This window comes from Ancylobacter novellus DSM 506 (assembly GCF_000092925.1).
GTDB lineage: Bacteria > Pseudomonadota > Alphaproteobacteria > Rhizobiales > Xanthobacteraceae > Ancylobacter > Ancylobacter novellus.
Map to the genome: position 1 here is coordinate 2,652,917 of NC_014217.1, position 25,190 is coordinate 2,678,106.

Below are 25,190 nucleotides of genomic sequence, written 5' to 3' on the forward strand. Positions count from 1 at the left end.
TTGATGCAAGACAGGCCGTGCGGTAGCTTGCCGGTAGCGCCCCAGCGCTGCGCAAGTCCAAGGACCGCCGAATGCCCGCCGCCCCGATCGTCCGCCATTCCCTGCACGAATCGCTCGTGGCGCCGCTGCGCGAGATGATCCTTCAGGGCGAGCTCAAGCCCGGCGACAAGGTGCCGGAGGAGCAGCTCTGCGAGCGGTTCGGCGTGTCGCGCACCCCGATCCGCGAGGCGCTGAAGGTGCTGGCCGCCGAGGGCGTGCTGCAGATACTGCCGCATCGCGGCGCCATCGTCGCCCGCATCACCGAGGACCAGGTCGAGGAACTGTTCCCGATCATGGCCTCGCTGGAGCGCCTCGCCGGCCGGCTCGCCGCCGCCCATGCGAGCGACGCCGACATCGCCCGCGTGCGGGCTCTGCACGACCGCATGATCGAGCATTTCGAGAAGGGCGAGGAAGTGGAGTATCTGCGCCACAACCGGCTGATCCACGAGGCTCTCTTCGACCTTGCCGGCAACGCGACGCTCGCCGCCTTCTACCAGCAGATCCTCACCCGCATCCACGCCTGCCGCTTCGTGATGCGCAAGAGCCGCGAACACTGGGCCGCTGCCGTGGCCGACCACGAGAAGATCATCGCCGCGCTGGAGGCGCGCGACGGCGAGCGTCTCGGCGATCTTCTTGAAGTGCATGTCACCGACACTACCGCCGACATCGCCCGCGCCTTCATCGCCCGCATGAAGGAAGAGGCGCAGGAAAGCCCCGCCGCCCGCGCCCGCCGGAATCCCAGCCGCCTGACCGCCTGAATACAGGGGGCCCGTTCGCAAATGACGGGCTCTGCGCTGCAGACTGTAATTATTGATTAGAATTGAAAGGCCAAACCGATGAGCGACATTCTCGACCAGACCCGGCAGGCAGCCGCCGCCCCGCAGCGCGAGGGGCAGCCGACCACGGCCGCGCGGCCGCTGCCGCTCGCCGGCGTGCGCGTGCTCGACGTCAGCCAGGTCATGGCCGGCCCCTATAGCTGCATGCTGCTCGGCGATCTCGGCGCCGACGTCGTCAAGATCGAGCCGCCCGGCACCGGCGACCAGACGCGCGGCGCCATGGGGTTCAAGATGAAGGGGCCCGACAGCATGGGCTTCCTCAACATGAACCGGAACAAGCGCTCGCTCGCCATCAACCTCAAGAGCGAGGCCGGCCGCGAGGTGTTCTACGAGCTGGTGAAGAGCGCCGACATCCTCGTCGAGAACTACCGGCCCGGCGTGATGAAGAAGCTGAAATGCGACTATGAGACGGTGCGCGCGCTCAATCCGCGCCTCGTCTATGTCTCCATCTCCGGCTTCGGCCAGACCGGCCCCTGGGCCGGGCGGCCGGGCTTCGACCTGATGGCGCAGGCCATGTCCGGCGTGATGAGCGTCACAGGCCATCCCGGCGGCCCGCCAGTGAAGGCCGGCGTGCCGGTCGCCGACATAGGCTGCGGCCTGTTTGCCACCCATGCGGCGCTCGCCGCCTATATCGGCGCGAAGAACACCGGCGAGGGCCAGTATATCGACGCTTCGCTTTTCGAGGCGGCCCTCGCCTTCTCGGTGTGGGACATCTCGGAATATTGGGGCCGCGGCACGCAGCCCATCCCGCTCGGCACCGCCAACCGCATGAGTGCGCCCTATCAGGCGGTGAAGTCCAAGGACGGCTATTTCGTCATGGGCGCCACCAACCAGAAGCTCTGGCTCCAGCTCTGCGAGGTGATCGGGCGCCCGGACCTCGCCGCCGATCCGCGCTTTGCCACCAATCCCGACCGCCTCGCCAACCGCGAGGTGCTGATCGAGGAATTGGAGAAGACCTTCGTCACCCGCACCTCCGACGAATGGGTGGAGGCGCTGCTCGCCGCGGGCATTCCCGCCGGCACCATGTACAGCTATCCCGAAGCCTTCGAGAGCGAGCATGGGCGCCATCGCCAGATGCGGCTCGATATCGACCACCCCAACGAAGGCAAGGTGTCCAATATCGGCTTTGCGGTTAAGCTCACCGGCACGCCGCAGCAGGTGCGCCGGCCCCCGCCGCTGCTCGGCCAGCACAGCGGGGAAATCCTCAACGAGATCGGCCTCGACGCCTCGGCCGTCGAGGACCTCGCCGCCCGCGGAGCTTTCGCGCCATGAGCCTTGCAGCCACGTCCGACGCGCCGCCCTCCGATCAGGGTACGGTCCGCTTCACCAAGGAAGGTGCCGTCGCCCGCCTCGTCTTCGACCGGCCGGCCGCCCGCAACGCCATGACCTGGCGCATGTATGAGGAACTGGCGGCCGCCTGCGCGGCCATTGCCGAGGACCGCTCGATCCGCGTCGCGGTGCTGCGCGGCGCCGGCGGCAAGGCCTTCGTCGCCGGCACCGACATAGAGCAGTTTCGGGCCTTCGGCTCGGGGGACGATGGCATCGCCTATGAGACGGCGGTCGAGCGCTATGTCGGCGCGCTGGAGACGCTGCCGGTCCCGACCATCGCGGTGGTGGAGGGCTGGGCGGTCGGCGGCGGCATGATGCTGGCCAATGCCTGCGATTTCCGCCTCGCCACGCCCGGCGCGCGCTTCGGCGTGCCGATCGCTCGCACGCTCGGCAACTGCCTCTCCGCCAATAATCTGCGCCGGCTGACCGCGACGCTCGGCGCACCGCTGGTGCGACGCATGCTGCTCTGCGCCGAGACGCCGCCGGCCGAGGAGATGCCGCCGAACTATGTCACCGTGGCGTCGCCGGAGGTCATCGACGCCGAGGTCGACGCGCTGTGTGCCCGCCTCGCCGCCAACGCGCCGATCACGCTGCGCGTCACCCGCGAGTTGCTGCGCCGCCTCGCCGAGGACCCGCAGGCGGCCGACGCGGATTTGTTGCGCGAGACCTATGGCAGCGCCGATTTCCGCGAAGGCGTGGAGGCGTTTCTGGCGAAGAGACCGCCGGTCTGGCGGGGGGAGTGATCCGCTCCGGAATCCTCCGGCTCAGCCGTCCCACAATCAGACCGTCATCCCCGGGCTTGGCCCGGGGATCCACGGCTACTTCAGGCGCCAAAGACGTGGATGGCCGGGACGAGCCCGGCCATGACGTCCCACTGTCTTCGCACCGTCATCCTGAGGTGCCCGGCCAATGGCCGGGCCTCGAAGGATGCCCGCCTCACCGGATCGGCGGGGCGTACTGGATGCCGCCGGCGCTCCAGAGCTGGTTGATGCCGCGCGGGATGCCGAGCTTCGACTGCGCACCGATGTTACGCTCGAACACCTCGCCGTAATTGCCGACATTCTTGACGATGCGCACCGCCCAGTCCTTGGTCAGGCCGAGCTGCTCGCCATAGCTGCCGTCGGTGCCGACGAAGCGCTGCACGTCCGGCTTCTGCGACTTCAGCGCCTGGTCGAGCGTCGCCTGGCTGATGCCGAGCTCTTCGGCGTTCAACAGGGCGTAGAAGCTCCACTTGACCGCGTTCAGCCACGCATCGTCGCCCTGCCGCACCACCGGGCCGAGCGGCTCCTTGGAGATCACGTCGGGCAGCACGATGTAGTCGGCCGGCTTGGCGAGGCGCAACCGCAGCGCATAGAGCTGCGACACGTCGGTGGTGAGGACGTCGCATTTGCCCTCGTCATACGCCTTGACGACTTCATCCACGGTCGGCAGCTCGATCAGCTCGAGCGCCATGTTGTTCTGCTTGAAGAAGTCCTTCGCGTTGCCGACGCTGGTAGTGCCGCTCTGGGTGCAGACCTTGGACTTGTCGAGCTCCAGCGCGGTGTCGACTTTCTTCGCCACCGGGACCAGGAAGCCCTGGCCGTCATAATAGGAGACGGCCGCGAACAGCAGCTTGAGGTCGGCCTCGCGCTGCATGGTCCAGGTCGAGTTGCGCGAGAGCAGGTCGATCTCGCCCTTCTGCAGCGCCGGGAAGCGCGCATCGGCCGAGAGCGGGACATATTCGACCTTGGAGGCGTCGTCGAAGATCGCCGACGCCACGGCGCGGCAGAGATCGACGTCGAAGCCCGACCACTGGCCCTTGTCGTCCTTGGCCGAGAAGCCGGCAAGGCCCTGGCTGACGCCGCATTTCAGCGTGCCGCGAGCCTTCACGTCGGCGAGCGTATCGGCATGGCCGAGGCCGGCCGTCATGACGATGCCGGCCGCGGCCAGCGCAAATGCGATTCTGTTCATGTTTCCCTCAGATCGATCGATGTCGCCCGGACACGCAGAACCCTGAGGCTCAGAGCTCCGGCGCCTGACGGATGACGACCTTGGTGCCGACCGGCACGCGGTTGAAGAGATCCTGCACGTCCGGATTGATCAGGCGGAAGCAGCCCGAGGAGACGGCCATGCCGATGGTGTCGGGCATGTTCGTGCCATGGATGCGGTAGACCGTGGAGCCGAGATAGAGCGCGGCGGCGCCCATCGGGTTGCCCGGACCGCCCGCCATCCAGCGCGGCAGATAGGGCTGGCGCTGGATCATTTCCGGCGGCGGCGTCCAGTCCGGCCACTCGGCCTTGCGGCTCACCTTCTGCAGGCCCGACCACTGGAAGCCGTCGCGCCCGACGCCGATGCCGTAGCGCAGCGCCCGGTTGTCGCCCTGCACGAAATAGAGGAAGCGCTCATTGGTGTGGATGATGATGGTGCCCGGCGCCTCGTTGGTGCGGAAATACACCGGCTGGCGGCGGAACGCCGGATCGAGCTGCTCCTCCTCGGCGGAGGGCACGTAGCCGGGCTTCTCCGGCACGTCGACGATCTTGTTGCCCAGCGTCGCCGGCGGCCGCACCTGGGCGTCGGCGGTGGAAAAGGACAGGGCGGCAAAGACCGTCACACTCGCAGCGGCCAGCGCTGCTCCCGTCATGCGAAGACGCATTCGTACTCCCCCTTGGATGGCTGCGGCGGGCCTGGGCTGGCCGGCACCGAGTCACGGGTCGCTCCCGACTGCCGATCGAACGGGGGAAATGCCACCAAGTCAATCACAGGAAGATGAAATCTGCGCCGGTGCCGATCACCGGCGCAGAATGAAGGTTAGCGCAGATAGCTGCCGACCAGCGCCTCGAAGCGCTCCTGCCGGCCCGAGCGGGGCTGCGGATCGAGGCGCTGCGCCTCGACGCGGGCGGCGATGGCTTCGAGCGAAGCGCCCGGCGCCAGCATGGCCTTGTTCTCCGACTCGTCCCAGCGGGCGTAGCGGGCGTCGACCGCCTTGCGCAGCGCGCCGTCCTCGAACATGTCGGCGGCGATCAGCAGCGCTCGCGCACACACGTCGATAGCCGCGGCATGGGCGAGGACAAGGTCCTCCGGCTCGATCGACTGGCGACGGATCTTGGCGTCGAAATTGGTGCCGCCTGTGGTGTAGCCGCCGGCTTTAAGGATCTCGTAGAAGGCGAGCGCGGTGTCCTCGACATTGGTCGGGAACTGATCGGTGTCCCAGCCGGACTGCGCATCGCCCTTGTTCATGTCGATCGAGCCGAAGATGCCGAGCGCCGCCGCCATGGCGATCTCATGCTCGAAGCTGTGGCCGGCGAGCGTGGCGTGGTTGGCCTCGATGTTGACCTTCACTTCCTTCTCGAGGCCCGCGCGGCAGAGCAGCCCGTACACCGTGCCGACGTCGAAGTCGTACTGGTGCTTGGTCGGCTCCTGCGGCTTCGGCTCGATCAGGATCGTGCCCTTGAAGCCGATCTTGTATTTGTGCTCGACAACGAGGTTGAGGAAGCGGCCCATCTGGTCGAGCTCGCGCGGCAGCGAGGTGTTGAGCAGCGTCTCATAGCCCTCGCGCCCGCCCCACAGCACGTAGTTCTCGCCGCCGAGCTCATGCGTGACCTCCAGCACGTTCTTCACCTGCGCGGCGGCATAGGCGAACACCTCCGGATCGGGATTGGTGGCGGCGCCGGCCATGAAGCGGCGGTTGGAGAACAGGTTCGCCGTGCCCCAGAGCAGCCTGACCTTCTCGGTCTCCATCTTCTTCGCGAAGACGTCGGCGATGGCGCGCACATTCGCGTTCGATTCCTTCAGCGACCTGCCCTCGGGGGCGATGTCGCGGTCGTGGAAGGCGAAGAACGGCACGTCGAGGACACGGAACAGCTCGAAGGCGACCTCCGCCTTGGCCCGCGCCAGCTCCATCTCGTCGCTGCCGTGCATCCATGGGCGCAGGAAGGTCTCGCCACCGAACGGATCGCCGCCCGGCCAGGTGAAGCTGTGCCAATAGGCGACGGCGAAGCGCAGATGGTCCTCCATGCGCTTGCCGAGCACGACGCGGTTCTTGTCGTACCAGCGGTAGACGAAGGTGTCCCGGCTGGTCGGGCCGGCATATTTCAGCGGCGCGACCTCGGGAAAGAAGCGGGCGTTCATGGGGTCACTCCCTTGAGGGCGGGGTACAGCGCCCGGTAGAGCGCGTGCCGTTCCGCATAGGCGGCTTGAAGGATGGGATCGGGCGCGATGGTCTCGATGCGCCGCGGCGGCAGGCAGATCGCCGCCGGGCTCTCGCCGGTCGCGGCCATACGGGCGAGCCGCGCGGCGCCGAACGCCCCGCCCCGCTCACCGTCCTCGACGCGGTGGAGCGGCAGGCCGAGCACACTCGCCAGCACCGCGATCCAGAAGCGCGAGCGCGAGCCGCCGCCGATCACGTCGGCCTCGGTCAGCTTGGTGCCGGCGGCGGCGAGCGCGTCGAGGCAATCCTTGAAGGCGAAGGCGACGCCCTCCAGCACCGCCTGCGTCATCGCCTCGCGTGAGGCGTCGTGGTCGAGGCCGATGAAGGCGGCGCGGATCGCCGTGTCGTTGTGCGGCGTGCGCTCGCCGGAAAGGTACGGCAGGAAGATCGACCGCGAGGGCGCGTCCGGCGCCTCGCCGAGCGGCGCCAGCAACTCGCCCGGCGCCACCTTGGTCGCGCCCGACCACCAGCCGAGCGCCGAGGCGGCGGAAAGGATCACTCCCATCTGGTGCCAGGTCGCGGGGATGGCGTGGCAGAAGGCGTGCACGCTGGAGCGCGGATTCGGCGCGTAGCGGTCGGTCGTCGCCCACAGGACGCCGGAGGTGCCGAGCGAGACGAAGGCATCGTTGGCGTGGATGGCGCCGAGGCCGATGGCGCCGGCGGCATTATCACCCGCCCCGCCGGCCAGCACCGGAGGCGTCGCCATGCCCCAGCGCGCGGCGAGGTCGGACGTGATCTTGCCCGCCGCCGCACTGCCCTCGACGAGGCGCGGCATGAAGGAGCGGTCCATATAGGTCGCCGCCAGCGCCGCGTCCGACCAGTCGCGCTTGCCTACATCGAGCCAGAGCGTGCCGGAGGCGTCCGACATCTCCTCGACCATCTCGCCGGTGAGGCGATAGCCGACATAGGCCTTGGGCAGCAGCACCTTGGCCGTGCGGGCGAAGATGTCCGGCTCGTGCTTGCGCACCCATAAAAGCTTCGGCGCGGTGAAGCCGGGGAAGGCGAGATTGCCTGCGACCGCGTGCAGGTCGGGGAAGCGCTCCTCCAACTCGCGGCACTCGGCGGAGGCGCGGCCGTCATTCCACAGGATGGCGGGGCGCAGCACGTCGCCATTTTTGTCTAAAAGCACGGCGCCGTGCATCTGGCCGGACAGGCCGACGCCGCGCACGGCCGCGAGCGCCTGCGGGTTCTCGGCCTTCAGCCGGTCGATGCTGGCGAGTGTCGCCTCCCACCATTCCTCCGGGCTCTGCTCGCTGAAGCCCGGCTGCGGGCGCGAGATCGCCAGCGGCGTCTCCGCCGTCGCGATGACGGTCTGTGCGTCGTCGACCAGCACCGCCTTGATGGCGGAGGTCCCGATGTCGAGGCCGAGAAACATGCCTCACGCCCTTTCGGCACGGTTGGAGGGGAAAGTCACGGCAGGTTGTCCCGCACGAAGATGTCGATGCGGATGCGCTCCTGCTCGTTCAGCAGCGGCTCGCCGGCGCAATGCGCCAGCAGCACCCGGGCGGCCGAGCGCGACTGGTGGCCGGGGTCCTGGTTGATCACCGCGTCCATCACCCCGCGCAGCAGGAAGCGCCGCGTGTCGTCGGTAAGGTCGTGGCCGATGAAGATGAGGTCGGAGGCGCGATTGGCGGCGGAGATCGCCGCCGCGATGCCGCGATTGCCGGCGCCGACATTGTAGAGGCCGACGAGGTCCGGCACCTCGCGCAGCATCTGCGAGACGATGGCCTCGGTGCGCTCGTCCTCGTCGAGACTCTCGCGCGCCGGCAGCGCCTTCAGCGCCGGATATTCGCCCGCCAGCACCTGCGTGAAGCCAAACTGGCGCTCGGCATGGTCGCGTAGCGCTGGTGTGCCGACGATGAGCCCGATCGTGCCGCGCCGTCCGCCGGCGAAGCGGCCGAGCAGCGTCGCGGCGGTGCGACCGGCCGCGATGTTGTCGATGCCGACATAGTGCAGCCGGTGCGAGGACGGCACGTCGGAGACCAGCGTGACGACGGCGATGCCGGCGGCGGTGAGGTCGTCGATCGCCGCCCGCACGGTCGGGTGGTCGAGCGCGACCACCGCGACGCCGTCATAATGGCCGATCAGCCCCTCCAACGCCGTGGCCAAGGTCTCGGGCTCGAACACGTCGACGCGCAGCGTATCGATATAGGCGTTGTTGGTCGCGAGCCACGCCGCGGTGTTGGCCACCTGCTCGGCGAGCGTGCGCATGAAGACGTTGGCGCCGACCGGCAGGACGAAGCAGAAGCGGTAGGTCGAACCGCGCGCGAGCCGCGCCGCGGCGAGGTTGGGGCGATAGCCCAGGCGCGCCACGGCGTCCTTCACCCGCTCGACCGTAGCTCCGCGCACCCCCGTGCGGCCGTTGAGCACGCGGTCGGCGGTCGCCAGCGACACGCCGGCCTCGCGGGCCACGTCTTGCAGGGTTATGCGCGAAACATCTCTGGACATGCGGCAAGGATGCCCTCAAAATCTGAGGTACGCAACTCATCGTCTGAGGTAATCAACTAGACCAAATATCGAGGGCGCCGAGCCTCACGATTTGTTACCTTGACCGCAGTCACCCGGATTGGCGAGGTGTCTGAAGGTATGTCGGCCCGTTGCGGTCGATCAACAATTTGACGAATCTCGAATCTCTATGAGGTCCGAACGTCAGGAAAGGATCGAGGCACGCACCTCTGATTGCAGAGACGGCGAAGCCCGACAGCCCCGACATATCGCACCCATTTTTGGGAGGAACGTATGAAGCTGAAACTGATGATCACCGCCGCCGCCTTCGCCACCATGGTGGCGACGGGCGCGGCCCGCGCCGCCGAGCCCGTGGTCGGCGTGAGCTGGTCCAACTTCCAGGAAGAGCGCTGGAAGACCGACGAGGCTGCGATCAAGAAGGCGCTCGCCGCCGCCGGCGCCAAGTACATCTCCGCCGACGCCCAGTCGTCGGCCGCCAAGCAGCTCTCCGACGTCGAGGCGCTGATCGCGCAGGGCGCCAACGCCCTCATCATCCTGGCGCAGGATTCCGACGCCATCGCCCCCGCCATCGCCAAGGCCGAGGCCGAGGGCATCCCGGTGGTCGGCTATGACCGCCTGATCGAGATCCCCTACGCCTACTACATCACCTTCGACAACAAGGAGGTCGGCCGCATGCAGGCGGCCGAGGTGCAGAAGCTGGCGCCGAAGGGCAACTACCTCTTCATCAAGGGCTCGTCGGCCGATCCGAATGCCGACTTCCTGTTCTCCGGCCAGATGGAAGTGCTCAAGCCCGCCATCGACAAGGGCGACATCAAGAATGTCGGTGAGGCCTATACCGACAGCTGGCTACCCGCCAACGCCCAGAAGAACACCGAGCAGTTCCTGACCGCCGCCAACAACAAGGTCGACGCCGTCGTCGCCTCCAATGACGGCACGGCCGGCGGCGCCGTCGCCGCCCTCGCCGCGCAGGGCCTCGCGGGCTCGGTGCCGGTGTCCGGCCAGGACGCCGACTTCGCCGCGCTGAACCGCATCGCGCTCGGCACCCAGACCGTGTCTGTGTGGAAGGACTCCCGCGAGCTCGGCAAGCGCGCCGCGGAGATCGCCCTCCAGCTCGCCAAGGGCGCCGACCCCAAGTCGGTCGAGGGCACGACCACCTTCTCGGGCGGCCCGAAGAAGGTGTCGATGAACTCCACTTTCCTGAAGCCGGTTCCGATCACCAAGGATAATCTCGACGTGATCATCGAGGCTGGCTGGGTGCCGAAGGCGACCGTCTGCCAGGGCGTGAAGCCGGGCACCGTCAAGGCCTGCGACTGAGCAAGGCCAATCGCGGCGGGGACCAACCCCGCCGCTCGCCCACCGGGGCGCCCGCGCGGGGTCGCGCGGGCAGCAGGAGGATGCCCATGACCGACACCACGACGGCCAGCACGCCCGTCCCGTCATCCAGGCCGGGATCGCCTTCGGCACCGGCCTCCGCGCCGACCTCTTTCCTCGGCGCGCTGGAGCTCGACGTTCGCTTCCTCGGCATGATCGGCGCCCTCGCCGTCATCTGGGTCGTGTTCGACTTCCTCGCCGACGGCACCTTCCTGACGCCGCGCAATCTCTGGAACCTATCGGTCCAGAGCTCCTCCATCGCGGTCATGTCCACCGGCATGGTGCTGGTGATCGTGATGCGCCACATCGACCTGTCGGTCGGCTCCATCCTCGGCGTCACCGGCATGATCATGGCGGTGTTCCAGGTCAATTACCTGATGCCGACCTTCGGCTTCAACAACCCGGCGGTGATGATCTTCACGCTCGTCACCGGCATCGCCATCGGTGCGCTGATCGGCGCGCTGCACGGCTTCGTCATCGCCTATCTCGGCGTGCCCGCCTTCATCGTCACGCTGGGTGGCCTCCTGGTCTGGCGCGGCGCCGCCTGGGCGGTGGCACAGGGCAAGACCATCCCGCTCGTCGACGACAACTTCAAGCTGCTGGGCGGCGGTGCCGACGGCTCGATCGGCGCCGAATGGAGCTGGATCGTCGCGGCCATCGCCTGCCTGTTCATCGCCGCCGCCGCCGTGCAGGCGCGCCGGCAGCGCCAGCGCTTCCACTTCCCGCTGAAGCCCGTCTGGGCCGAACTCGTCATCGTCGCCGCCGGCTGCCTCGCCGTCGTCGCCGCGACGCTGATGGTCAATGCCTATACGCTGCCGCCGGCGCTCGCCCGCCGCTATGCCGAGGCCGCCGGGATCACCGTGCCACCGGAGGGCATCTCGATCAGCTTCGGCTATGCCGTGCCGGTTCTGGTGGCACTCGCCGTCGGTATCGTCATGACCTTCGTCGCCACCCGCACCCGCTTCGGCCGCTACGTCTTCGCCATCGGCGGCAATCCGGAGGCGGCCGAACTCGCCGGCATCAACACCAAGCGCGTCACCCTCGCCGTGTTCGCGCTGATGGGCGCGCTCGCCGCCATCGGCGCTGCCATCTCCACCGCCCGCCTCAACTCGGCGACCAACGCGCAGGGCACACTCGACGAGCTCTACGTCATCGCCGCGGCGGTGATCGGCGGCACCTCGCTGTCGGGCGGCTCGGGCACCATCGCCGGCGCCATGATCGGCGCGCTGGTGATGCAGAGCCTGCAGTCCGGCATGGTGCTGATGCGGGTCGACACGCCCTACCAGAACATCGTGGTCGGCATCGTGCTGGTGCTCGCCGTGTGGATCGACACCATGTACCGCAAGCGGTTCAAGTGAGAGGTGACACCATGACTGACACCATCACCGCCACCACTGCCGCCACCTCACTGCCGCCCGGCGCCTCGCAGGTCGCCGGCACCCCGCTGGTGGAGATGCGTGACATCTGCATCGCTTTCGGCGGCATCCACGCCGTCGACCATGTCACCGTCGACCTGATGCCAGGCGAGGTCGTCGCCCTGCTCGGCCACAACGGCGCGGGCAAGTCGACGCTGATCAAGATCCTCGCCGGCGCCTACAAGGCCGACACCGGCGAGGTCCGCATCAATGGCGAGGCCGCCAGCATCGCCAATCCGCGCGATGCCAAGCGCTACGGCATCGAGACGATCTACCAGACGCTGGCGCTCGCCGATAACGTGGACGCCGCCGCCAATTTGTTCCTCGGCCGCGAGATCATGACGCCGTGGGGCACGCTCGACGACGTCGCCATGGAAGCGGCCACCCGCGAGGTGATGGGCCGGCTCAACCCGAACTTCCGCAAGTTCAAGGAGCCGGTGCGCGGCCTCTCTGGCGGTCAGCGCCAGTCGGTCGCTATCGCCCGCGCCATCCACTTCAACGCCAAGATCCTGATCATGGACGAGCCCACCGCGGCGCTCGGCCCGCAGGAGACGGCGCAGGTGGCCGAGCTGATCAAGCAGCTGAAAGCTGAAGGCATCGGCATCTTCCTCATTAGCCACGACATCCACGACGTGTTCGACCTCGCGGACCGGGTGAGCGTGATGAAGAACGGCAAGCTGGTCGGCACCGCGCGCACCTCCGACGTCACCCAGGACGAGGTGCTCGGCATGATCATCCTCGGCAAGGTGCCCCCCGGCGCCATGCCCGGCCCGGGCGCGTCGCACTGAGGGGAGCGGGCACGGCCAGCGTCGCCGTGCCGCTGTTCCGCGACGCCCTCGTCCGTGCTAGATCGCGGGTGAGGAGTTCTTTCCCGATGACGCCCGAGGACCGGCCGAAAGCCACGCTGCGCAGGATGGGGATGGCTCTCGCCGTCGCCTATGTGCTCGTGCTGCAGGCGCTGCTCGGCGGCCTCGCGACCGGCGCCCATGCAGCAAACGGCGTCGCCGTCGACGCCTTCGGCCAGGTGCTGTGTCTCGGCACGCATGGTGCCCCCTCCGCCCCGGCCGATCCCGCTCATCACACGCCGGACTGCTGCACCACCGGCTGCCAGGTCTCGCTCGGTGCCGGCCTGCCGCCGCCGGCATCGGCCAGCCTCGCCCGGCCCTTCGCACCCGCCCTCGTCAACGCTCCGCTGCCGCGCGATGCCGTCGTCGCCTGTGGCGTGGAACGTTCGCCCCGCCTCGCGCGCGCACCTCCCCTCGCCTGACGCAATGCCTGCACCGCGGGCGCCTCCACACGTCAGTCGAATCCGCCGGCCGCGCCAGAGAGGCGCCCGCCGGCATCGGGAGTACCATCATGATCCGCTTCACCCTGCGCCGCGCGCTGCGCGGCACCGAGGACCGTATCGGCTTCCTCATCCTCGCCGCCGCCCTCGCCCTCTTCGCCGTGCAGCCGGCCTTTGCCCATGACTACAAGATCGGCCAGCTCGAGATCGGCCATCCCTGGGCGCGCATGACGCCCGCCGGCGCCAAGGTCGGCGGCGGCTATCTCAGCGTCGAGAATGACGGCAAGGAAGCCGACCGCCTCGTTTCCGGCACCGCCGAAATCTCCGACCGCGTGGAAATCCACGAGATGACCGTCAAGGACGGGGTGATGAACATGCGCATGCTCGCGGATGGGATCGAAATTCCGGCCGGCGGCGAGCTCAAGCTGGCGCCCGGCGGCTATCACCTCATGTTCATCGGGCTGAAGCAGCCGCTCAAGCAGGGCGAGAGTTTCAAGGGCACGCTCACCTTCGCCAAGGCAGGCACGGTGAACGTCGAGTTCAAGATCGAGGGCATGGGCGGACCCAAGGCCGCGCCGGCGGCCGAGGACCATAGCGGCCATATGGCACCGCCGACCAACTAGCGCCGCCGCGCCTCAATCGAACCCGCGCGACGTGCCGCCTGGCTAATGAGCCGGGAGCGCACCCTCGCGCCCTGAAAACCCGTTATCCGGATCGTTCCGATGACCGCCACAGCCACGCCTGCCGCCTCCGTGCGCGCGGTCGACCTCTACCGCGCTGTCTGGCGCTGGCACTTCTATGCCGGCCTGATGGTGCTGCCCTTCATGATCCTGCTCAGCGTGACCGGTGGGCTCTATCTCTTCCGCGACGAGATCGACGGCCTCGTCCATCGCGACCTCAAGCTGGTCGCCACGCGCGAAGCACCCGCACAGGCGCCAAGCGCCTGGATCGACGCCGCGCTGGCGGCGCGTCCCGACACCGCGCTCAAGGTCAACATGCCGGCGACGCCAGACGCCTCGGCCGAGGTGGTGGTGAAGACCGCCGAGGGCGAGCGCCGCTCGGTCTATGTCGACCCCTATGATTCCCGCGTGCTCGGCGAGTTGCCCGACCGCGGCACGGTCATGTGGATCGTCCGCCGCCTGCACAGCCTGGCCGAGTTCGGGACGCTCGCCAATGGCGTCATCGAGATCGTCGGCGGCTGGTCGATCCTGCTGGTCGGCACCGGCTTCTATCTGTGGTGGCCGCGCAAGCAGGCCGGCGGCGTGCTGACGGTGCGCGGCACGCCCCGACGCCGCGTGTTCTGGCGCGACCTGCACGCGGTGACCGGCGCCGTCGCCGGCCTCGCCATCGGCTTCATGTCGCTGTCGGGCATGCCGTGGTCGGTGTTCTGGGGCGCCAAGGTGAACGAGTGGGTGAACAGCTCCAATTACGGCTACCCGGCCGGGCTCTATGTCGACGTGCCGATGTCGGACGAGCATCTCGCCCATGCGAACGGCCCGACCGCCTGGTCGCTGGAGCAGGCGCGGATGCCGGAATCCTCCCCCGCTCCCGGCCAGCCCATCGGCATCGACGAGGCCGCCGCCACCTTCGACCGGCTCGGAGTGGCGCCGGGCTATGCGCTGAGCCTGCCCGGCGGACCCACCGGCGTCTATTCGGCGGCGGTCTACCCGGACGATTTGTCGAAGCAGCGCGTCGTCCATCTCGACCAGTACAGCGGCAAGCCTCTGCTCGACATGAGCTATGCCGATTACGGCCCCGCCGCCAAGGCGATGGAATGGGGCATCAACGTCCATATGGGCCAGGAATTCGGGCTGGCGAACCAGCTCCTCATGCTGGCGGTCTGCCTCGCCATCCTCCTGATGTCGGTCTCGGCCGGGGTGATGTGGTGGAAGCGCCGGCCGAAGGGCTCGCTCGGCATCCCGCCGGCCCCAAGCGATCCTTCGGTGATGCGCGGGCTCATCGCCCTCATGGCGGTGGTCGGGCTGATCTTCCCGCTGGTCGGGGCCTCGCTGCTGGCGATGGTGCTTCTCGACCTCGCCTTCGCCCGTCGCCGTCCCCGGACGAGAACCGCTTGAGCGGGTTCCCGCCCCGCGCCTCTTCCCCTAACATCGCGTTCATGGGAAGGGGCGCGCATGGCACGGCAGAGCATTGAAGAAGCAGACGAAACGGACGCGCCCCGGCCGCGCGACGGGCTGTTCATCCGCGTCTATTTCGGCGACGGGCGGCATCTCGGCCCCGGCATGATCGAGCTCCTGGAGACCATCCGCAGCGAGCATTCGATCCTGTCCGCCGCCCGCCGCATGGGCATGAGCTATCGCCGCGCCTGGCTGCTGGTCGACGAGATCGCGCGCAATTTCCGCGAGCCGATTGTCGAGACCTATCCGGGCCGGCGCGGCCACGGCACCGACCTCACCCCTTTCGGCGAGCGGCTGATCGCGCTCTATCGCGAGGTGGAGCGCGCCAGTGCCGCCGCCAGCGCCAAGGCGGTCGAGGAGATGCGCGCCGCCCTCGCCCCGCCGATGGAGGAGAAGGCGGAAGGGTAGTCAGGAACCATCCTGCCCGTTCGGTGGTTCTCCCTGACAAGCGGAGGCCCCATGCAGACCCTCATCGTCATCATCCTGATCCTGGTGCTGCTCGGCGCCACCGGCTTTTTCGGCCATCGCGCCTATGGATTGCGCGGCGTGCTCGTGGTGCTTGTCATCGCGCTGATTATCCTCGCCGTGATCGGCTTCGTCAGCGACGAGTTCGCGGTCGGCCCCGGCGTGCCGCCGATCATGCAGGACCCGAACTAGTCGGCCGAATTAGCCCGGCGCACCGAAATCCGGGTTGCGGCTGTCCACGGCCACGCTCTTGATCATCGCCCAGAGGGCAAGGCCCGGCCGCAGCGCCAGCCGCTCGACGCTCTCGCGGGTGATGGTCGAGGTCAGCCGCCCCTCCCCGACCTTGAGCATGACATCGGCATAGGGGCCTTCCTGCAGCCGAATTTCCTCGACGATGGCAGGCAGCAGGTTGGAGACCGACACGTCGGCGGGCTTGGCCAGCGCCAGCGCCACGTCGCGCGCCCGCACCCGCGCCCGCACCGGCGCGCCGACGGGAAGGTCGACCTGCGGCACGCGCAGTTCCCCGCCGGCGAAGGCGAGGCTGGAGAGCGCATAGGCGGGATCGTGCCGCGCCACCGTGCAGTCGAGCAGCGCACCGACATCGAAGCGCCCGACGATCGGCACCATTTCCGGCCGCGCCATCGCCTCGGCGACCGGCCCTCTGGCGACCTGCCGGCCGTTCTGAAGCGCGACCACCGTGTCGGCGAGGCGCAGCACTTCGTCGACCGAGTGGCTGACATAGAGGATGGGCAAGCCCATCCGGTCGCGCAGCCGCTCCAGGTAAGGCAGGATTTCCGCCTTGCGCGCCTCGTCCAGCGAGGCCAGCGGCTCGTCCATCAGCAGGAGCCGTGGCTGCGCCAGCAGCGCCCGGCCGATGGCGGCGCGCTGGCGCTCGCCGCCGGAGAGCGTATGTGGGCGGCGCGTGAGCAGATGACCGATACCGAGCAGTTCGACTACCGCGTCGAAGGCGATCGGCCGCTCCGCCGCGCGGCTGCGCCGCTCGCCATAGCGCAGGTTCTTCTCCACCGAGAGATGCGGGAAAAGCCGCGCCTCCTGGAACACATAGCCGACCCGCCGCGCCTCGATCGGCACGTCGATGCCGCGCGCCGCATCGAAGAAGGTCTCGCCGTCGACCGCGATGCGCCCCTCATCCGGCCGCACCACGCCGGCCACCGCCTGGATGATCGTGGTCTTGCCGGCACCCGAGCGGCCGAACAGCGCGGTGACGCCGGCATTCGGCACGGTGAAATCGGCCTGCAGCGAGAAGCCGCCCGGCCGCGCGAGGCGGATGTCGATCTCGATCATACGCGCCCGATCAATAGCCGGATGCGCCGGTCGACGAGGTTCGCCGCCAGCAGAGCCGCGAGCGCCAGCACGATGGAGACGATGGTGAGCCTGAGCGCCATGGCGTCGCCATCCGGCATGTGGGTGGCGCTGTAGATGGCGAGCGGGATGGTGCGGGTCTGGCCCTCGACATTGGAGACGAAGGTGATGGTGGCGCCAAACTCGCCCAGCGCCGAGGCGATGGAGAGCAGCGCGCCGGAGAGGATGCCCGGCAGCATCAGCGGCAGCGTCACCGAGAAGAACACGTCGATCCGCGAGGCGCCGAGCGTGCGCGCCGCCACTTCCAGCCCGCGATCGACCGCCTCCAGTGCGAGGCGGATGGCGTTGACGGTGAGCGGGAAACTGATGACCGCCGCGGCCACCGTCGCGCCAGCGGTGGTGAAGATCAGCCTTATCCCGAACCAGGCGTCGAGATATTGGCCGATGAAGCCGCGCGCGCCGAGCGCGATCAGCAGGAGATAACCAACCACCACCTTGGGCAGCACGAGGGGGAGGTAGACGATGCCGTCGAACAGCCCCTTGCCGGGGAAGTCGAGCCGCGCCAGCACCCAGGCGGTGAGGATGGCGAAAGGCAGGCTCCAGAAGGTCGCCCAGAACGCCACCTTCAGGCTGAGGTAGACCGCCGTCCATTCCTCCGGTGTGAGCATGCCCATTGTTAAGATCGTCATCCCCTCTTTCACCGTCATCCCGGACGCGCGGCACGCGCGAGCCGGGATCGCTGTCGGGAAAGATCACACGATCCCGGATACGGCCTGACGGCCGTTCCGGGATGACAACGTTACTATGTCAAAGGCTCACTTCACGATGAAGCCGTACTTGGTGTAAACCGCCTTGGCCTCGGGATCGGCGAGGAAGTCGAAGAACGCCTTGGCTGCCGGGGTGTCCTGCCCCTTCACCAGCTCGAACGGGTATTCCACCGGCGGGTGGCTGTCGGCCGGGAAGTTGGCGACCACCTTGACGTTCTTGGCGATGGCGGCATCGGTCGAATAGACGATGCCGGCGGTGGCCTCGCCGCGCTCGACCAGAGCGAGGGCCGCGCGCACGCTCTCGGCGCCGACCACGCGCTCCTTCACCTTATCCCACTGGCCGAGGCTGGTCAGCGCGGTCCTGGCATAGATGCCGATCGGCACGCTGTCGGTCAGGCCGGTGGCAATCTTGCCGTCCGGTCCGAGGAAGGCGAGCCAGTCGAACGACTTGTCGATCTTCACCTCCTTGGCCTTGTCGGCCGGCATGATCAGCACGAGGCTGTTGCCGATGGGGGTGACGCGGCTGTCCTTCAGCGTCAGACCCTTGCCATCGGTGTAGTCCATCCACTTCAGGTCGGCGGAGGCGAAGATCGCCGCCGGTGCTCCGGCCTCCAATTGCTTGGCCAGCGCCGAGGAGGCGGCGAAGGAGAAACTCACATCCTTGCCCGTCTTCTGCTTGTAGAGCTTGCCGATGTCCTGGAAGGCGTTGGTGAGGCTCGCAGCGGCGAAGACGGTCGGCGCGGCGTCCTGCGCACGAGCGCCCGCGAGCGGCGCGGCGAGGAAGACGGCCGCGAGCAGCGCCGCGGCACCGCGGAGGACGAGGCGGCGAGACGGCAGATGGCGCGGCGGCATGGCGTAGCTCCCTGATTGGTATATCCGCTCATATACATGTATTCCTCCATATACATGATTAGCCGTGGGATACAAGCGCCGATGTGCCCGCGCACGGCGATGTGCGCGGGCACCCGCTCAGAGAGCGCGGTTTTCAGGGAAGCGGAGAAGCGATACGCCCGGCGCCGGTCAGTCGATCATGCCGGTCTGCCGCGCCGTCTGGGCGGCGACCGTCTCGGCGCGGGCGACGAGATCCCACGCGGGGATATCGCAATCCTTGCCGAAAGTGATCCGCGGGCCGCGGCTGACCACACGCCGTCCGCAGCCGTCGTCCACCAGCGAGAATTCGTAGATGTGATGGGCGACGCGATGCATCACGCGCACGGTGGAAGGCGAAAGCGTGACAACGTCGAAATCGTCTTGCGACATGTTCGTCCCCTCCCTGCTTGCCCGTCGGGGAGACGGGCGGCGCGGCCGCTTCTGCGGCTCGATCTAGGTCCCGGCGGCCTGTCGGCGTCGGGCCGTCTGGAACTTTCGTCCAATATGCGCGTTGGAACAACGGGAATCTGTGCGAGGGGGAAAGATTGCCACATGAAGGTGTTCAGGATTGGGGTCGCTCCACACCGGCGCGCGCTTCCGGTGTGAGCACCCGACGTCGTTTCCGCCCCTCATCCGTGCCGCGCGGTGGGCAAAAGCCCTTCTGATTCAAAGCCCCGCCGCCCGACGCCGAGCCGGAGTAACGCCGCATGAACCGCACCACAGCCCTCATCATCGCCGCCGTCGTGCTAATCCTCGCGATCTATGCCGCCGTCCAATATTCGGGACGGATGACGACGCAGCCTACCGAGAGCCCGACACCGCCCGCTTCCACCTCGCCGGCCACGCCGCCGGCCGATCCAACTTCCCCGCCAGCCCCGGCACCGGGTTCGTCGGCCACGACGCCGCCCGCCGCACCGAGCCCGGCCACGCCGGAGAGCACCCCGCCGGCCCCGGCTCCCGGCGGCTCGCCCGCGACCCCGCCCACGCCGTAAGGCTGGGGATCGGTCGTCAGCATCGGCCTCATCCCCGGGCTTGGCCCGGGGATCCAGTCTCTCGGTACTGGCCCGCAATTCCCTCTCCCCATTGGGGAGGGGGCCTTCAGGATTTCGCGCCGCGCTCCTTCGCCATGGCGGCGAGCGCGGCGCGGGCGCGATTGCTCTCCATCGCTTCCTCGATCGGACGCGACAGCCGGCGCCGCCAGTTGGGCCGCTCGCGGTCGGTGCCCGGCAGGTTCACCGCCACCGTTTCTCCCGCAAGATCGTCGAGCTGTGCCAGCGCCAGCATGGACGGGGTACGAGCGATGAAGCCGTGCACCGCGGCGAGGAATTCGTCGTCCAGCGGCGCGTCGGGCGCCGGCAGCGCCGCGATCAGCCCTTCCTTGAGCAGCGCCTCGCCCAGTTCTTCGCGCTCGCGGGCGCGCTCGGCCAGCGCCGTCTCGACGCTCGCCTCATCCTCCAACCCGAGCGCGCGGCGCTCCTCGATATCGACGCCCTGCCACCAGCCGGCGAGCGTTGGCAGGTCATGCGTCGACACGCAGGCCGCCGCCAGCGCCGGATAAGCGGAGGGCGGCGCGAAATCCTCGCCTTGCCGCTCGAACCACAGCACGCGGTAGGACAGCATGCGCTCGTCGGCGAGATGCTCGCGCATGCCGAAGGGCACGGTGCCGAGGTCCTCGCCGACCACGAGGCACTTCGCCCGCGTGCTCTCCAGCGCCACCTGTCCGGCCAGCCCTCTGAAGGGCATGGCGAGATAGGCGCCTTCCGCGCCGCTCGCCCCATGCGGGATGAGGAAGAGCCGGCGCAGGCCCATCACATGGTCGATCCTGAGCGCCCCGGCATGGCGCATATTCGCCCGCACCAGCTCCGCGAAGCCGCGGTAGCCGTCGCGCTGCAAGGCGAGCGGATCGAAGGGCGGCAGGTTCCAGTTCTGCCCCTCCGGCCCCAGCGGATCGGGCGGCGCGCCGATGCTCACACCCTGCATCAGCATGGAAGCTTCCGACCAGGCCTCCGCCCCGTCCGGCGCAGTACCGACGGCAAGGTCGCGGTAGAAGCCGAGCGAGAGAGCGCCCGCCCGCGCCCGCTCGGCAGCGGCCGCAAATTGCCGGTCGGCCACCCATTGCTGCCACAGCGCGAAGCGCACCGCCTCAGAATTTTTGCCGGCAAAGCTTTCGACCGCCGGGCTATCGACATCGCTCAGGCCGCCCGGCCAGTCGCGCCAGCCCTTGCCCGGATATTCGGCCGAGATCGCCTGATGGATGGCGAAGCGGCGCAGCGCCTCGCCACCTTCCGTGACGAAGCGGTCGAAATCCGCGTCGGAGCGGAACGCGGCGAAGGCCGCCTTCAGCGCCGCCTGCTTCGCCGCCCAGACGCCGGTGTAATCCACCGCCTCCTTGGCCGAGAGCACGGCAAAGGGCGCCGTATCGGCGCCGAGCGCGGCGACGTCGATATAGATCGGATCGAGGAAGCGCCGGTCGGAGGGCGAATAGGGGCTCGCCCGCTCCCGGTCGTCGGGGAACAGCGCGTGCAGCGGGTTGAGGCCCAGCACCGACACGCCCTGCCCCGCCGCCAGCGCGCCGAGTTCGCCCAGCGCGGTGAAGTCGCCGATGCCCTGATCGAGCACCGCGCGGCGCAGCGTGTAGAGATGCGTACCGATACCGGTCAGCCGCCCGCCGGCCGCGAGTTCGGGCGGCAGATGGCAGGCGTGCGGCGCGACGGTGACGAGGCAGGCGGTCTCGCCCAGCATGAGCGTGTGGCGGCCGACCGGAAGCGCCGGCAGGCCGATGGTGCAGATTAAGGCGCGCCGCCCGTCCGGCCGCGTCGCCACCTCCCGCCGCCCCTCCTCCGGATGCACGGAGAAGTCGAACTCGCCGCCATCCTCCAGCCGGATGACGAAATCGAGCCGCCGCACCGCGTCGGCGGCCGCCCCCGCGAGGGTCAGGCTCGGTGCCTCGCCGCTGCGCAGCACGCGGACGAAGGGCAGGTCGCGGCTGAAGCGCTGCTCCGACAGCTCCGCCAGGCTGTCGCGCGCCTCGCCGGTGGTCCCGGCCGGCAGATGCAGAGCGGCAAGCAGTGCGCGCTTGGTGTCGTCGCCGACCGGGTGATGCGTGCCCTCGACGTCCCACCATTCATTGGCGATGCCGGCGGCGGCGGCGAGCGTCTCCAGCACAGCGGGATCGGTCGGCAGGCGCGGCGGGTCCGGTGTCGGTGCCTCGACGAGCACCAGCACCGAGCGGGCGGCGAGACTGTCGCGTGCACCGCCCTCACCATCGGGCTGCGCCGTGTCGGCGGCGACCTGCCAGATGAAGCCGTCGCGCGGCGCCGGCAATTGCAGCGCCAGCGCCTCGTCCGAGGCGTTGAGCGCCACCGCCACACGGTCGGCGGGCTCCTCCTCGCCCGGCGGCGCGTAGAACACCGCCACCAGCGCCCGCGTGGACCCATCGTCCCAATGCGGCGCGCCGCCATCCGGCGCGCGCCACTCGACGTCGGCGATGCCGCTGGCGTCGAGCGGATGGCCGGCCAGCGGCGCCTCCAGCCGCAGCGCGCGATGGGCGAGGCGCAGCTTCACCAGCTTCGCGGTGAAGGCGGCGAGGTCCTCGTCGGTTTTCGACCAGTCGAGCCAGGTCAGCTCGTTGTCCTGCGCATAGGCGTTGTTGTTGCCGGCCTGCGAGCGGCCGCGCTCGTCTCCCATGGTCAGCATGGGTGTGCCGCGGGCGATCAGCAGCGTCGCCAGCAGCGCCCGCATGTCGGCGCGGCGCGCCGCCATGATCCCGGCATCCTCGGTCCAGCCCTCGACGCCGTGGTTCCAACTGTGATTGTCGCCGGTGCCGTCGCGGTCCTGCTCGCCATTGGCCTCATTGTGCTTGCGCTCGAAGGAGACGAGGTCGGCGAGCGTGAAGCCGTCATGCGCGGTGACGAAGTTGATGCCGCGCGACAGCGGCCGGCGCCGCGCGCCGAAGATGTCGGCCGAGCCGGCGAGCCGCGTGGCAAGCTCTCCCACCATGCCCGCCTCGCCGCGCCAGAAGCGCCGCGCCGTGTCGCGGAAGCGGTCGTTCCACTCGCCCCAGTTCGGCGGGAACTGCCCGACCTGGTAGCCGCCCAGCCCGATATCCCAGGGCTCGGCGATGAGCGCGAGGTCGCGCAGCATCGGATCCTGCTGGAGCGCGGCGAGGAAAGGCGCCTCCATGTCGAAGCCATCCGGCCGCCGGCCGAGCGTCACCGCAAGATCGAAGCGGAAGCCGTCGAGGCCGAGCGCTGCCCAGCGCCGCAGCATGTCCATGCCGAGGCGCAGCACCGGCGCGTGCTCCAGCGCCAGCGTGTTGCCGGTGCCGGCGTCGTTGATCAGGCGCGCCGGATTGTCCTTGGCGTGGCGGTAATAGGTGGCGTTGTCGAGACCGCGCAGGCTCACCGTCGGCCCGAGTTCGTCGCTCTCGCCGGTGTGGTTCAGCACCACGTCGAGCACGACCCGGATGCCGGCGCCGTGCAGCGCCTCGATAGCGAGCGCCACGTCCTCGAAGCCGCCGGGCGCAAGGCGCGGATCCGGCGCGCCGAACGCCACCGGGTTGTAGCCCCAGTAATTTGTCAGCCCGAGTGGCGGCAAATGCCGCTCGTCGACCCACGCCATGGACGGCATGAGCTCGACCGTGGTGATGCCGAGCTTCACCAGATGGTCGAGCGCCGGCGGCTGCGCCAGCGCCGCGAAAGTGCCGCGCATATTGAGTGGAATTGCCTCGTGGCGCTTGGTGAAGCCGCGCACATTCAGCTCGTAGAGCACTTCGCCGTCCCAGCGGAACGGCAGTGCCGCGCGTGGCGCCGTGCCCTCCGGCTGCGGCACGATCGCCTTCGGAACTACCGCCGCGCTGTCGGTCTCGTCACGGTCGGCACCAAGAGCGCGGACGTCGAACATACTGACGTCGAGCCGGAACGGCCGGTCGAGCCGGCTGGCATAGGGATCGACCAGCAACTTGTGGGGATTGAAGCGGTGGCCGCTGGACGGCGCCCACGGCCCCGCCGCGCGCAGGCCGTAGCGTGCGCCGGGTGGCACACCGACGATATGGCCGTGGAACACGTCCCCTGTGCGTCCCGGCAGCGCAATACGGGCGATCTCTTTCTCGCCCGCCGCGTCGAACAGGCAGAACTCGATGCGCTCGGCATTGGCCGAGAATACCGCGACATTGACCCCCAAGGCGTCCGCCGTGACGCCCAGCGGCTCGTGACGACCCGGCGAAACGCCCGGATCGCTCACGCGGCGCGCTCCGCGGCGAGCTGGCGGAACAGCGCGGCATATTGCTTGGCAGCGCGCTCCCAGGAAACGTCGGTGGTCATAGCGTTGCGCTGCAGCTTCTTCCACAGCACCTTGTCCTGCCACAGCCCAGCGATGCGTTTGAGGGCCAGTTGCAAGGCCGGCGCGGTGACGGGCGAGAACTGCACGCCGGTGCCGACGCCGGTGGTGCGCGCCATCTCGTTGACGTCGATCACCGTATCGGCGAGGCCGCCCACGCGCGAGACCAGCGGCAACGCGCCATAGCGCAGCGCCGAGAGCTGGGTCAGCCCACAGGGCTCGAAGCGCGAGGGCACGATGAGAACATCGGAGCCGGCCTGGATCAGATGTGCCGCCTTCTCGTCATAACCGAGCTCGACGCCGATGCGGCCGGGATTGGTCTGCGCCGCCCAGGAGAAGCGGCCGGCGAGATCGGCATCGCCCGAGCCGAGCAGCACCAGCTGCGCACCGAGGCCGGTCAGCGTATGCAGGCTGTCGGCCAGGAGGTCGAGCCCCTTCTGCCAGGAGAGCCGGCTCACCACGCCGAACAGCAGCGCGTCGGGATCGGGATCGAGGCCGAAGGCCTGCTTCAGCGCCACCTTGTTGGCGGCGCGCGCCTTCAGCTTCTTCTCGTCGAAGGGCGAGGGAATGAGCGTGTCGGTGGCGGGGTTCCACGCCGCCTCGTCGAGGCCGTTCAATATGCCCGATACGACGTCGCTCCGGGCGCTGAGCAGCCCGTCGAGGCCCATGCCGCCCTCTGGCAGCCTGATCTCCCCGGCATAGCCGGGAGAGACGGTGGTGATGCGATCGGCGAGCTGCAGGCCGGCCTTGAGGTAGCCGACCATGCCGTAATATTCGACGCCGTCTACCGCGAACGCATGCGGCGGCAGGCCCAGCATGCCGAACATGTAGGCGGGGAACTGGCCCTGGAAGGCGATGTTGTGGATCGTCATCACCGTTCCCGGTCGCCGCCCGCCGGAATAATGCAGATAGGCCGGCGCCAAGGCCGCCTGCCAGTCATGCGCATGGACGATGTCGGGCACGAAGCCGGGCAGCAGCCCGAGGCCGAGACCGGAAGCCACCGCGCCGAGCGCAGCGAAACGCTGGGCATTGTCGCCCCAGTCGACGCCGTTCGGACCGACATAGGGGCCACCGGGGCGGTCGTAGAGATGCGGCGCGTCGATGACGAAGAGGTCGAGCCCGCCCGCCGTGCCGGCGAGCAGCCGCGCCGGCCCGCCGAACAGATGGTCGAAGCGGTGCACCGTCTCGCCTTCCCCCAGCGCCACCAGCACAGCCGGATAGCCAGGCAGCAGCGTGCGGGTCTCGATGTCGTGCGGCGCCAGCGCCGCCGGCAACGCACCGGCGACATCCGCCAGCCCGCCGGTCTTCACAAGCGGGAAAACCTCGGAAACGACCGAAAGAATCTTCAACGATGACACGCCGGACC

General features: G+C 68.8%; 23 protein-coding genes. 11 read left to right on the top strand and 12 right to left on the bottom strand.

Going from position 1 to position 25,190, the window contains the following annotated elements:
- Positions 1 to 71: 71 nt before the first annotated feature.
- The 3 genes from SNOV_RS12660 (at position 72) to SNOV_RS12670 (ending at position 2,947) form a co-directional block, all read left to right on the top strand.
- Positions 72 to 797, top strand: coding sequence for a GntR family transcriptional regulator (locus tag SNOV_RS12660; protein ID WP_013167334.1), 726 nt, complete (start codon positions 72 to 74; stop codon positions 795 to 797).
- 78 nt (positions 798 to 875) lie between these two features.
- A complete protein-coding gene (locus SNOV_RS12665; protein ID WP_013167335.1) occupies positions 876 to 2,147 on the top strand; it encodes a CaiB/BaiF CoA transferase family protein in 1,272 nt (423 codons plus the stop codon).
- The gene (locus SNOV_RS12670; RefSeq protein ID WP_013167336.1) at positions 2,144 to 2,947 is read left to right on the top strand and encodes an enoyl-CoA hydratase; all 804 of its coding nucleotides are present in this window, start codon (positions 2,144 to 2,146) and stop codon (positions 2,945 to 2,947) included. Before SNOV_RS12665 ends, SNOV_RS12670 begins: the two co-directional genes overlap by 4 nt.
- A gap of 193 nt (positions 2,948 to 3,140) precedes the next feature.
- Here SNOV_RS12670 and SNOV_RS12675 read toward each other — a convergent pair whose 3' ends face one another.
- The 5 genes from SNOV_RS12675 to SNOV_RS12695 all read right to left on the bottom strand — a co-directional run bounded on the left by SNOV_RS12675 (position 3,141) and on the right by SNOV_RS12695 (position 8,838).
- Entirely contained in the window at positions 3,141 to 4,154 is a 1,014-nt protein-coding gene (locus tag SNOV_RS12675; RefSeq protein WP_013167337.1) for an amino acid ABC transporter substrate-binding protein, read from the bottom strand.
- A gap of 49 nt (positions 4,155 to 4,203) precedes the next feature.
- Entirely contained in the window at positions 4,204 to 4,836 is a 633-nt protein-coding gene (locus SNOV_RS12680; RefSeq protein ID WP_013167338.1) for a L,D-transpeptidase, read from the bottom strand.
- A gap of 155 nt (positions 4,837 to 4,991) precedes the next feature.
- Positions 4,992 to 6,311 carry a xylose isomerase gene (gene xylA / locus SNOV_RS12685; protein ID WP_013167339.1) on the bottom strand — a complete coding sequence of 440 codons (1,320 nt, stop codon included), beginning with the start codon at positions 6,309 to 6,311 and terminating at the stop codon, positions 4,992 to 4,994.
- Complete coding sequence (gene xylB, locus SNOV_RS12690; protein ID WP_013167340.1) at positions 6,308 to 7,765, bottom strand: xylulokinase; 1,458 nt, start codon at positions 7,763 to 7,765, stop codon at positions 6,308 to 6,310. The genes xylA and xylB overlap by 4 nt, the downstream gene beginning before the upstream one ends.
- A gap of 35 nt (positions 7,766 to 7,800) precedes the next feature.
- Positions 7,801 to 8,838: a LacI family DNA-binding transcriptional regulator gene (locus tag SNOV_RS12695; RefSeq protein ID WP_013167341.1), complete on the bottom strand. Its 1,038-nt coding sequence runs from the start codon at positions 8,836 to 8,838 to the stop codon at positions 7,801 to 7,803.
- A 291-nt stretch (positions 8,839 to 9,129) separates the two neighbouring features.
- Between SNOV_RS12695 and xylF the strand changes: the two genes are divergently transcribed.
- The 8 genes from xylF to SNOV_RS12735 all read left to right on the top strand — a co-directional run bounded on the left by xylF (position 9,130) and on the right by SNOV_RS12735 (position 15,719).
- Positions 9,130 to 10,170: a D-xylose ABC transporter substrate-binding protein gene (gene xylF, locus SNOV_RS12700; protein ID WP_013167342.1), complete on the top strand. Its 1,041-nt coding sequence runs from the start codon at positions 9,130 to 9,132 to the stop codon at positions 10,168 to 10,170.
- An 86-nt stretch (positions 10,171 to 10,256) separates the two neighbouring features.
- A complete protein-coding gene (locus tag SNOV_RS12705) occupies positions 10,257 to 11,585 on the top strand; it encodes a sugar ABC transporter permease (RefSeq protein WP_013167343.1) in 1,329 nt (442 codons plus the stop codon).
- A gap of 11 nt (positions 11,586 to 11,596) precedes the next feature.
- The gene (locus SNOV_RS12710) at positions 11,597 to 12,430 is read left to right on the top strand and encodes an ATP-binding cassette domain-containing protein (protein WP_013167344.1); all 834 of its coding nucleotides are present in this window, start codon (positions 11,597 to 11,599) and stop codon (positions 12,428 to 12,430) included.
- A gap of 86 nt (positions 12,431 to 12,516) precedes the next feature.
- Entirely contained in the window at positions 12,517 to 12,909 is a 393-nt protein-coding gene (locus SNOV_RS12715) for a hypothetical protein (protein WP_013167345.1), read from the top strand.
- An 89-nt stretch (positions 12,910 to 12,998) separates the two neighbouring features.
- Positions 12,999 to 13,550 carry a copper chaperone PCu(A)C gene (locus SNOV_RS12720; protein WP_013167346.1) on the top strand — a complete coding sequence of 184 codons (552 nt, stop codon included), beginning with the start codon at positions 12,999 to 13,001 and terminating at the stop codon, positions 13,548 to 13,550.
- Between the two features lie 99 nt (positions 13,551 to 13,649).
- A complete protein-coding gene (locus tag SNOV_RS12725) occupies positions 13,650 to 15,002 on the top strand; it encodes a PepSY-associated TM helix domain-containing protein (RefSeq protein WP_013167347.1) in 1,353 nt (450 codons plus the stop codon).
- A 57-nt stretch (positions 15,003 to 15,059) separates the two neighbouring features.
- Positions 15,060 to 15,470: a winged helix-turn-helix domain-containing protein gene (locus SNOV_RS12730; RefSeq protein WP_013167348.1), complete on the top strand. Its 411-nt coding sequence runs from the start codon at positions 15,060 to 15,062 to the stop codon at positions 15,468 to 15,470.
- Between the two features lie 51 nt (positions 15,471 to 15,521).
- Positions 15,522 to 15,719 carry a DUF3309 family protein gene (locus tag SNOV_RS12735; protein WP_013167349.1) on the top strand — a complete coding sequence of 66 codons (198 nt, stop codon included), beginning with the start codon at positions 15,522 to 15,524 and terminating at the stop codon, positions 15,717 to 15,719.
- A 9-nt stretch (positions 15,720 to 15,728) separates the two neighbouring features.
- Here the strand turns inward: SNOV_RS12735 and modC are convergent, their stop codons facing one another.
- From modC to glgA, 7 genes are all read right to left on the bottom strand, one after another.
- The gene (gene modC / locus SNOV_RS12740; RefSeq protein WP_013167350.1) at positions 15,729 to 16,832 is read right to left on the bottom strand and encodes a molybdenum ABC transporter ATP-binding protein; all 1,104 of its coding nucleotides are present in this window, start codon (positions 16,830 to 16,832) and stop codon (positions 15,729 to 15,731) included.
- Positions 16,829 to 17,518, bottom strand: coding sequence for a molybdate ABC transporter permease subunit (gene modB / locus SNOV_RS12745; RefSeq protein ID WP_081441031.1), 690 nt, complete (start codon positions 17,516 to 17,518; stop codon positions 16,829 to 16,831). The genes modC and modB overlap by 4 nt, the downstream gene beginning before the upstream one ends.
- Before the next feature lie 147 nt (positions 17,519 to 17,665).
- The gene (gene modA, locus SNOV_RS12750) at positions 17,666 to 18,469 is read right to left on the bottom strand and encodes a molybdate ABC transporter substrate-binding protein (protein ID WP_013167352.1); all 804 of its coding nucleotides are present in this window, start codon (positions 18,467 to 18,469) and stop codon (positions 17,666 to 17,668) included.
- A gap of 168 nt (positions 18,470 to 18,637) precedes the next feature.
- Complete coding sequence (locus SNOV_RS12755; protein ID WP_013167353.1) at positions 18,638 to 18,877, bottom strand: hypothetical protein; 240 nt, start codon at positions 18,875 to 18,877, stop codon at positions 18,638 to 18,640.
- A gap of 370 nt (positions 18,878 to 19,247) precedes the next feature.
- A complete protein-coding gene (locus SNOV_RS23830) occupies positions 19,248 to 19,502 on the bottom strand; it encodes a hypothetical protein (RefSeq protein ID WP_013167354.1) in 255 nt (84 codons plus the stop codon).
- Positions 19,503 to 19,585: 83 nt separating this feature from the next.
- A complete protein-coding gene (locus SNOV_RS12765) occupies positions 19,586 to 23,728 on the bottom strand; it encodes a bifunctional glycogen debranching protein GlgX/4-alpha-glucanotransferase (protein ID WP_013167355.1) in 4,143 nt (1,380 codons plus the stop codon).
- A complete protein-coding gene (glgA, locus tag SNOV_RS12770; RefSeq protein ID WP_013167356.1) occupies positions 23,725 to 25,182 on the bottom strand; it encodes a glycogen synthase GlgA in 1,458 nt (485 codons plus the stop codon). Before glgA ends, SNOV_RS12765 begins: the two co-directional genes overlap by 4 nt.
- Positions 25,183 to 25,190: the final 8 nt, after the last annotated feature.

Excerpts from the sequence above, each read along its gene's own strand:
- SNOV_RS12660 (WP_013167334.1), top strand. The coding sequence starts at position 72 with ATGCCCGCCGCCCCGATCGTCCGCCATTCCCTGCACGAATCGCTCGTG.
- SNOV_RS12665 (WP_013167335.1), top strand. The coding sequence starts at position 876 with ATGAGCGACATTCTCGACCAGACCCGGCAGGCAGCCGCCGCCCCGCAG.
- SNOV_RS12670 (WP_013167336.1), top strand. The coding sequence starts at position 2,144 with ATGAGCCTTGCAGCCACGTCCGACGCGCCGCCCTCCGATCAGGGTACG.
- SNOV_RS12675 (WP_013167337.1), bottom strand. The coding sequence starts at position 4,154 with ATGAACAGAATCGCATTTGCGCTGGCCGCGGCCGGCATCGTCATGACG.
- SNOV_RS12680 (WP_013167338.1), bottom strand. The coding sequence starts at position 4,836 with ATGCGTCTTCGCATGACGGGAGCAGCGCTGGCCGCTGCGAGTGTGACG.
- xylA (WP_013167339.1), bottom strand. The coding sequence starts at position 6,311 with ATGAACGCCCGCTTCTTTCCCGAGGTCGCGCCGCTGAAATATGCCGGC.
- xylB (WP_013167340.1), bottom strand. The coding sequence starts at position 7,765 with ATGTTTCTCGGCCTCGACATCGGGACCTCCGCCATCAAGGCGGTGCTG.
- SNOV_RS12695 (WP_013167341.1), bottom strand. The coding sequence starts at position 8,838 with ATGTCCAGAGATGTTTCGCGCATAACCCTGCAAGACGTGGCCCGCGAG.
- xylF (WP_013167342.1), top strand. The coding sequence starts at position 9,130 with ATGAAGCTGAAACTGATGATCACCGCCGCCGCCTTCGCCACCATGGTG.
- SNOV_RS12705 (WP_013167343.1), top strand. The coding sequence starts at position 10,257 with ATGACCGACACCACGACGGCCAGCACGCCCGTCCCGTCATCCAGGCCG.
- SNOV_RS12710 (WP_013167344.1), top strand. The coding sequence starts at position 11,597 with ATGACTGACACCATCACCGCCACCACTGCCGCCACCTCACTGCCGCCC.
- SNOV_RS12715 (WP_013167345.1), top strand. The coding sequence starts at position 12,517 with ATGACGCCCGAGGACCGGCCGAAAGCCACGCTGCGCAGGATGGGGATG.
- SNOV_RS12720 (WP_013167346.1), top strand. The coding sequence starts at position 12,999 with ATGATCCGCTTCACCCTGCGCCGCGCGCTGCGCGGCACCGAGGACCGT.
- SNOV_RS12725 (WP_013167347.1), top strand. The coding sequence starts at position 13,650 with ATGACCGCCACAGCCACGCCTGCCGCCTCCGTGCGCGCGGTCGACCTC.
- SNOV_RS12730 (WP_013167348.1), top strand. The coding sequence starts at position 15,060 with ATGGCACGGCAGAGCATTGAAGAAGCAGACGAAACGGACGCGCCCCGG.
- SNOV_RS12735 (WP_013167349.1), top strand. The coding sequence starts at position 15,522 with ATGCAGACCCTCATCGTCATCATCCTGATCCTGGTGCTGCTCGGCGCC.
- modC (WP_013167350.1), bottom strand. The coding sequence starts at position 16,832 with ATGATCGAGATCGACATCCGCCTCGCGCGGCCGGGCGGCTTCTCGCTG.
- modB (WP_081441031.1), bottom strand. The coding sequence starts at position 17,518 with ATGCTCACACCGGAGGAATGGACGGCGGTCTACCTCAGCCTGAAGGTG.
- modA (WP_013167352.1), bottom strand. The coding sequence starts at position 18,469 with ATGCCGCCGCGCCATCTGCCGTCTCGCCGCCTCGTCCTCCGCGGTGCC.
- SNOV_RS12755 (WP_013167353.1), bottom strand. The coding sequence starts at position 18,877 with ATGTCGCAAGACGATTTCGACGTTGTCACGCTTTCGCCTTCCACCGTG.
- SNOV_RS23830 (WP_013167354.1), bottom strand. The coding sequence starts at position 19,502 with ATGCTGACGACCGATCCCCAGCCTTACGGCGTGGGCGGGGTCGCGGGC.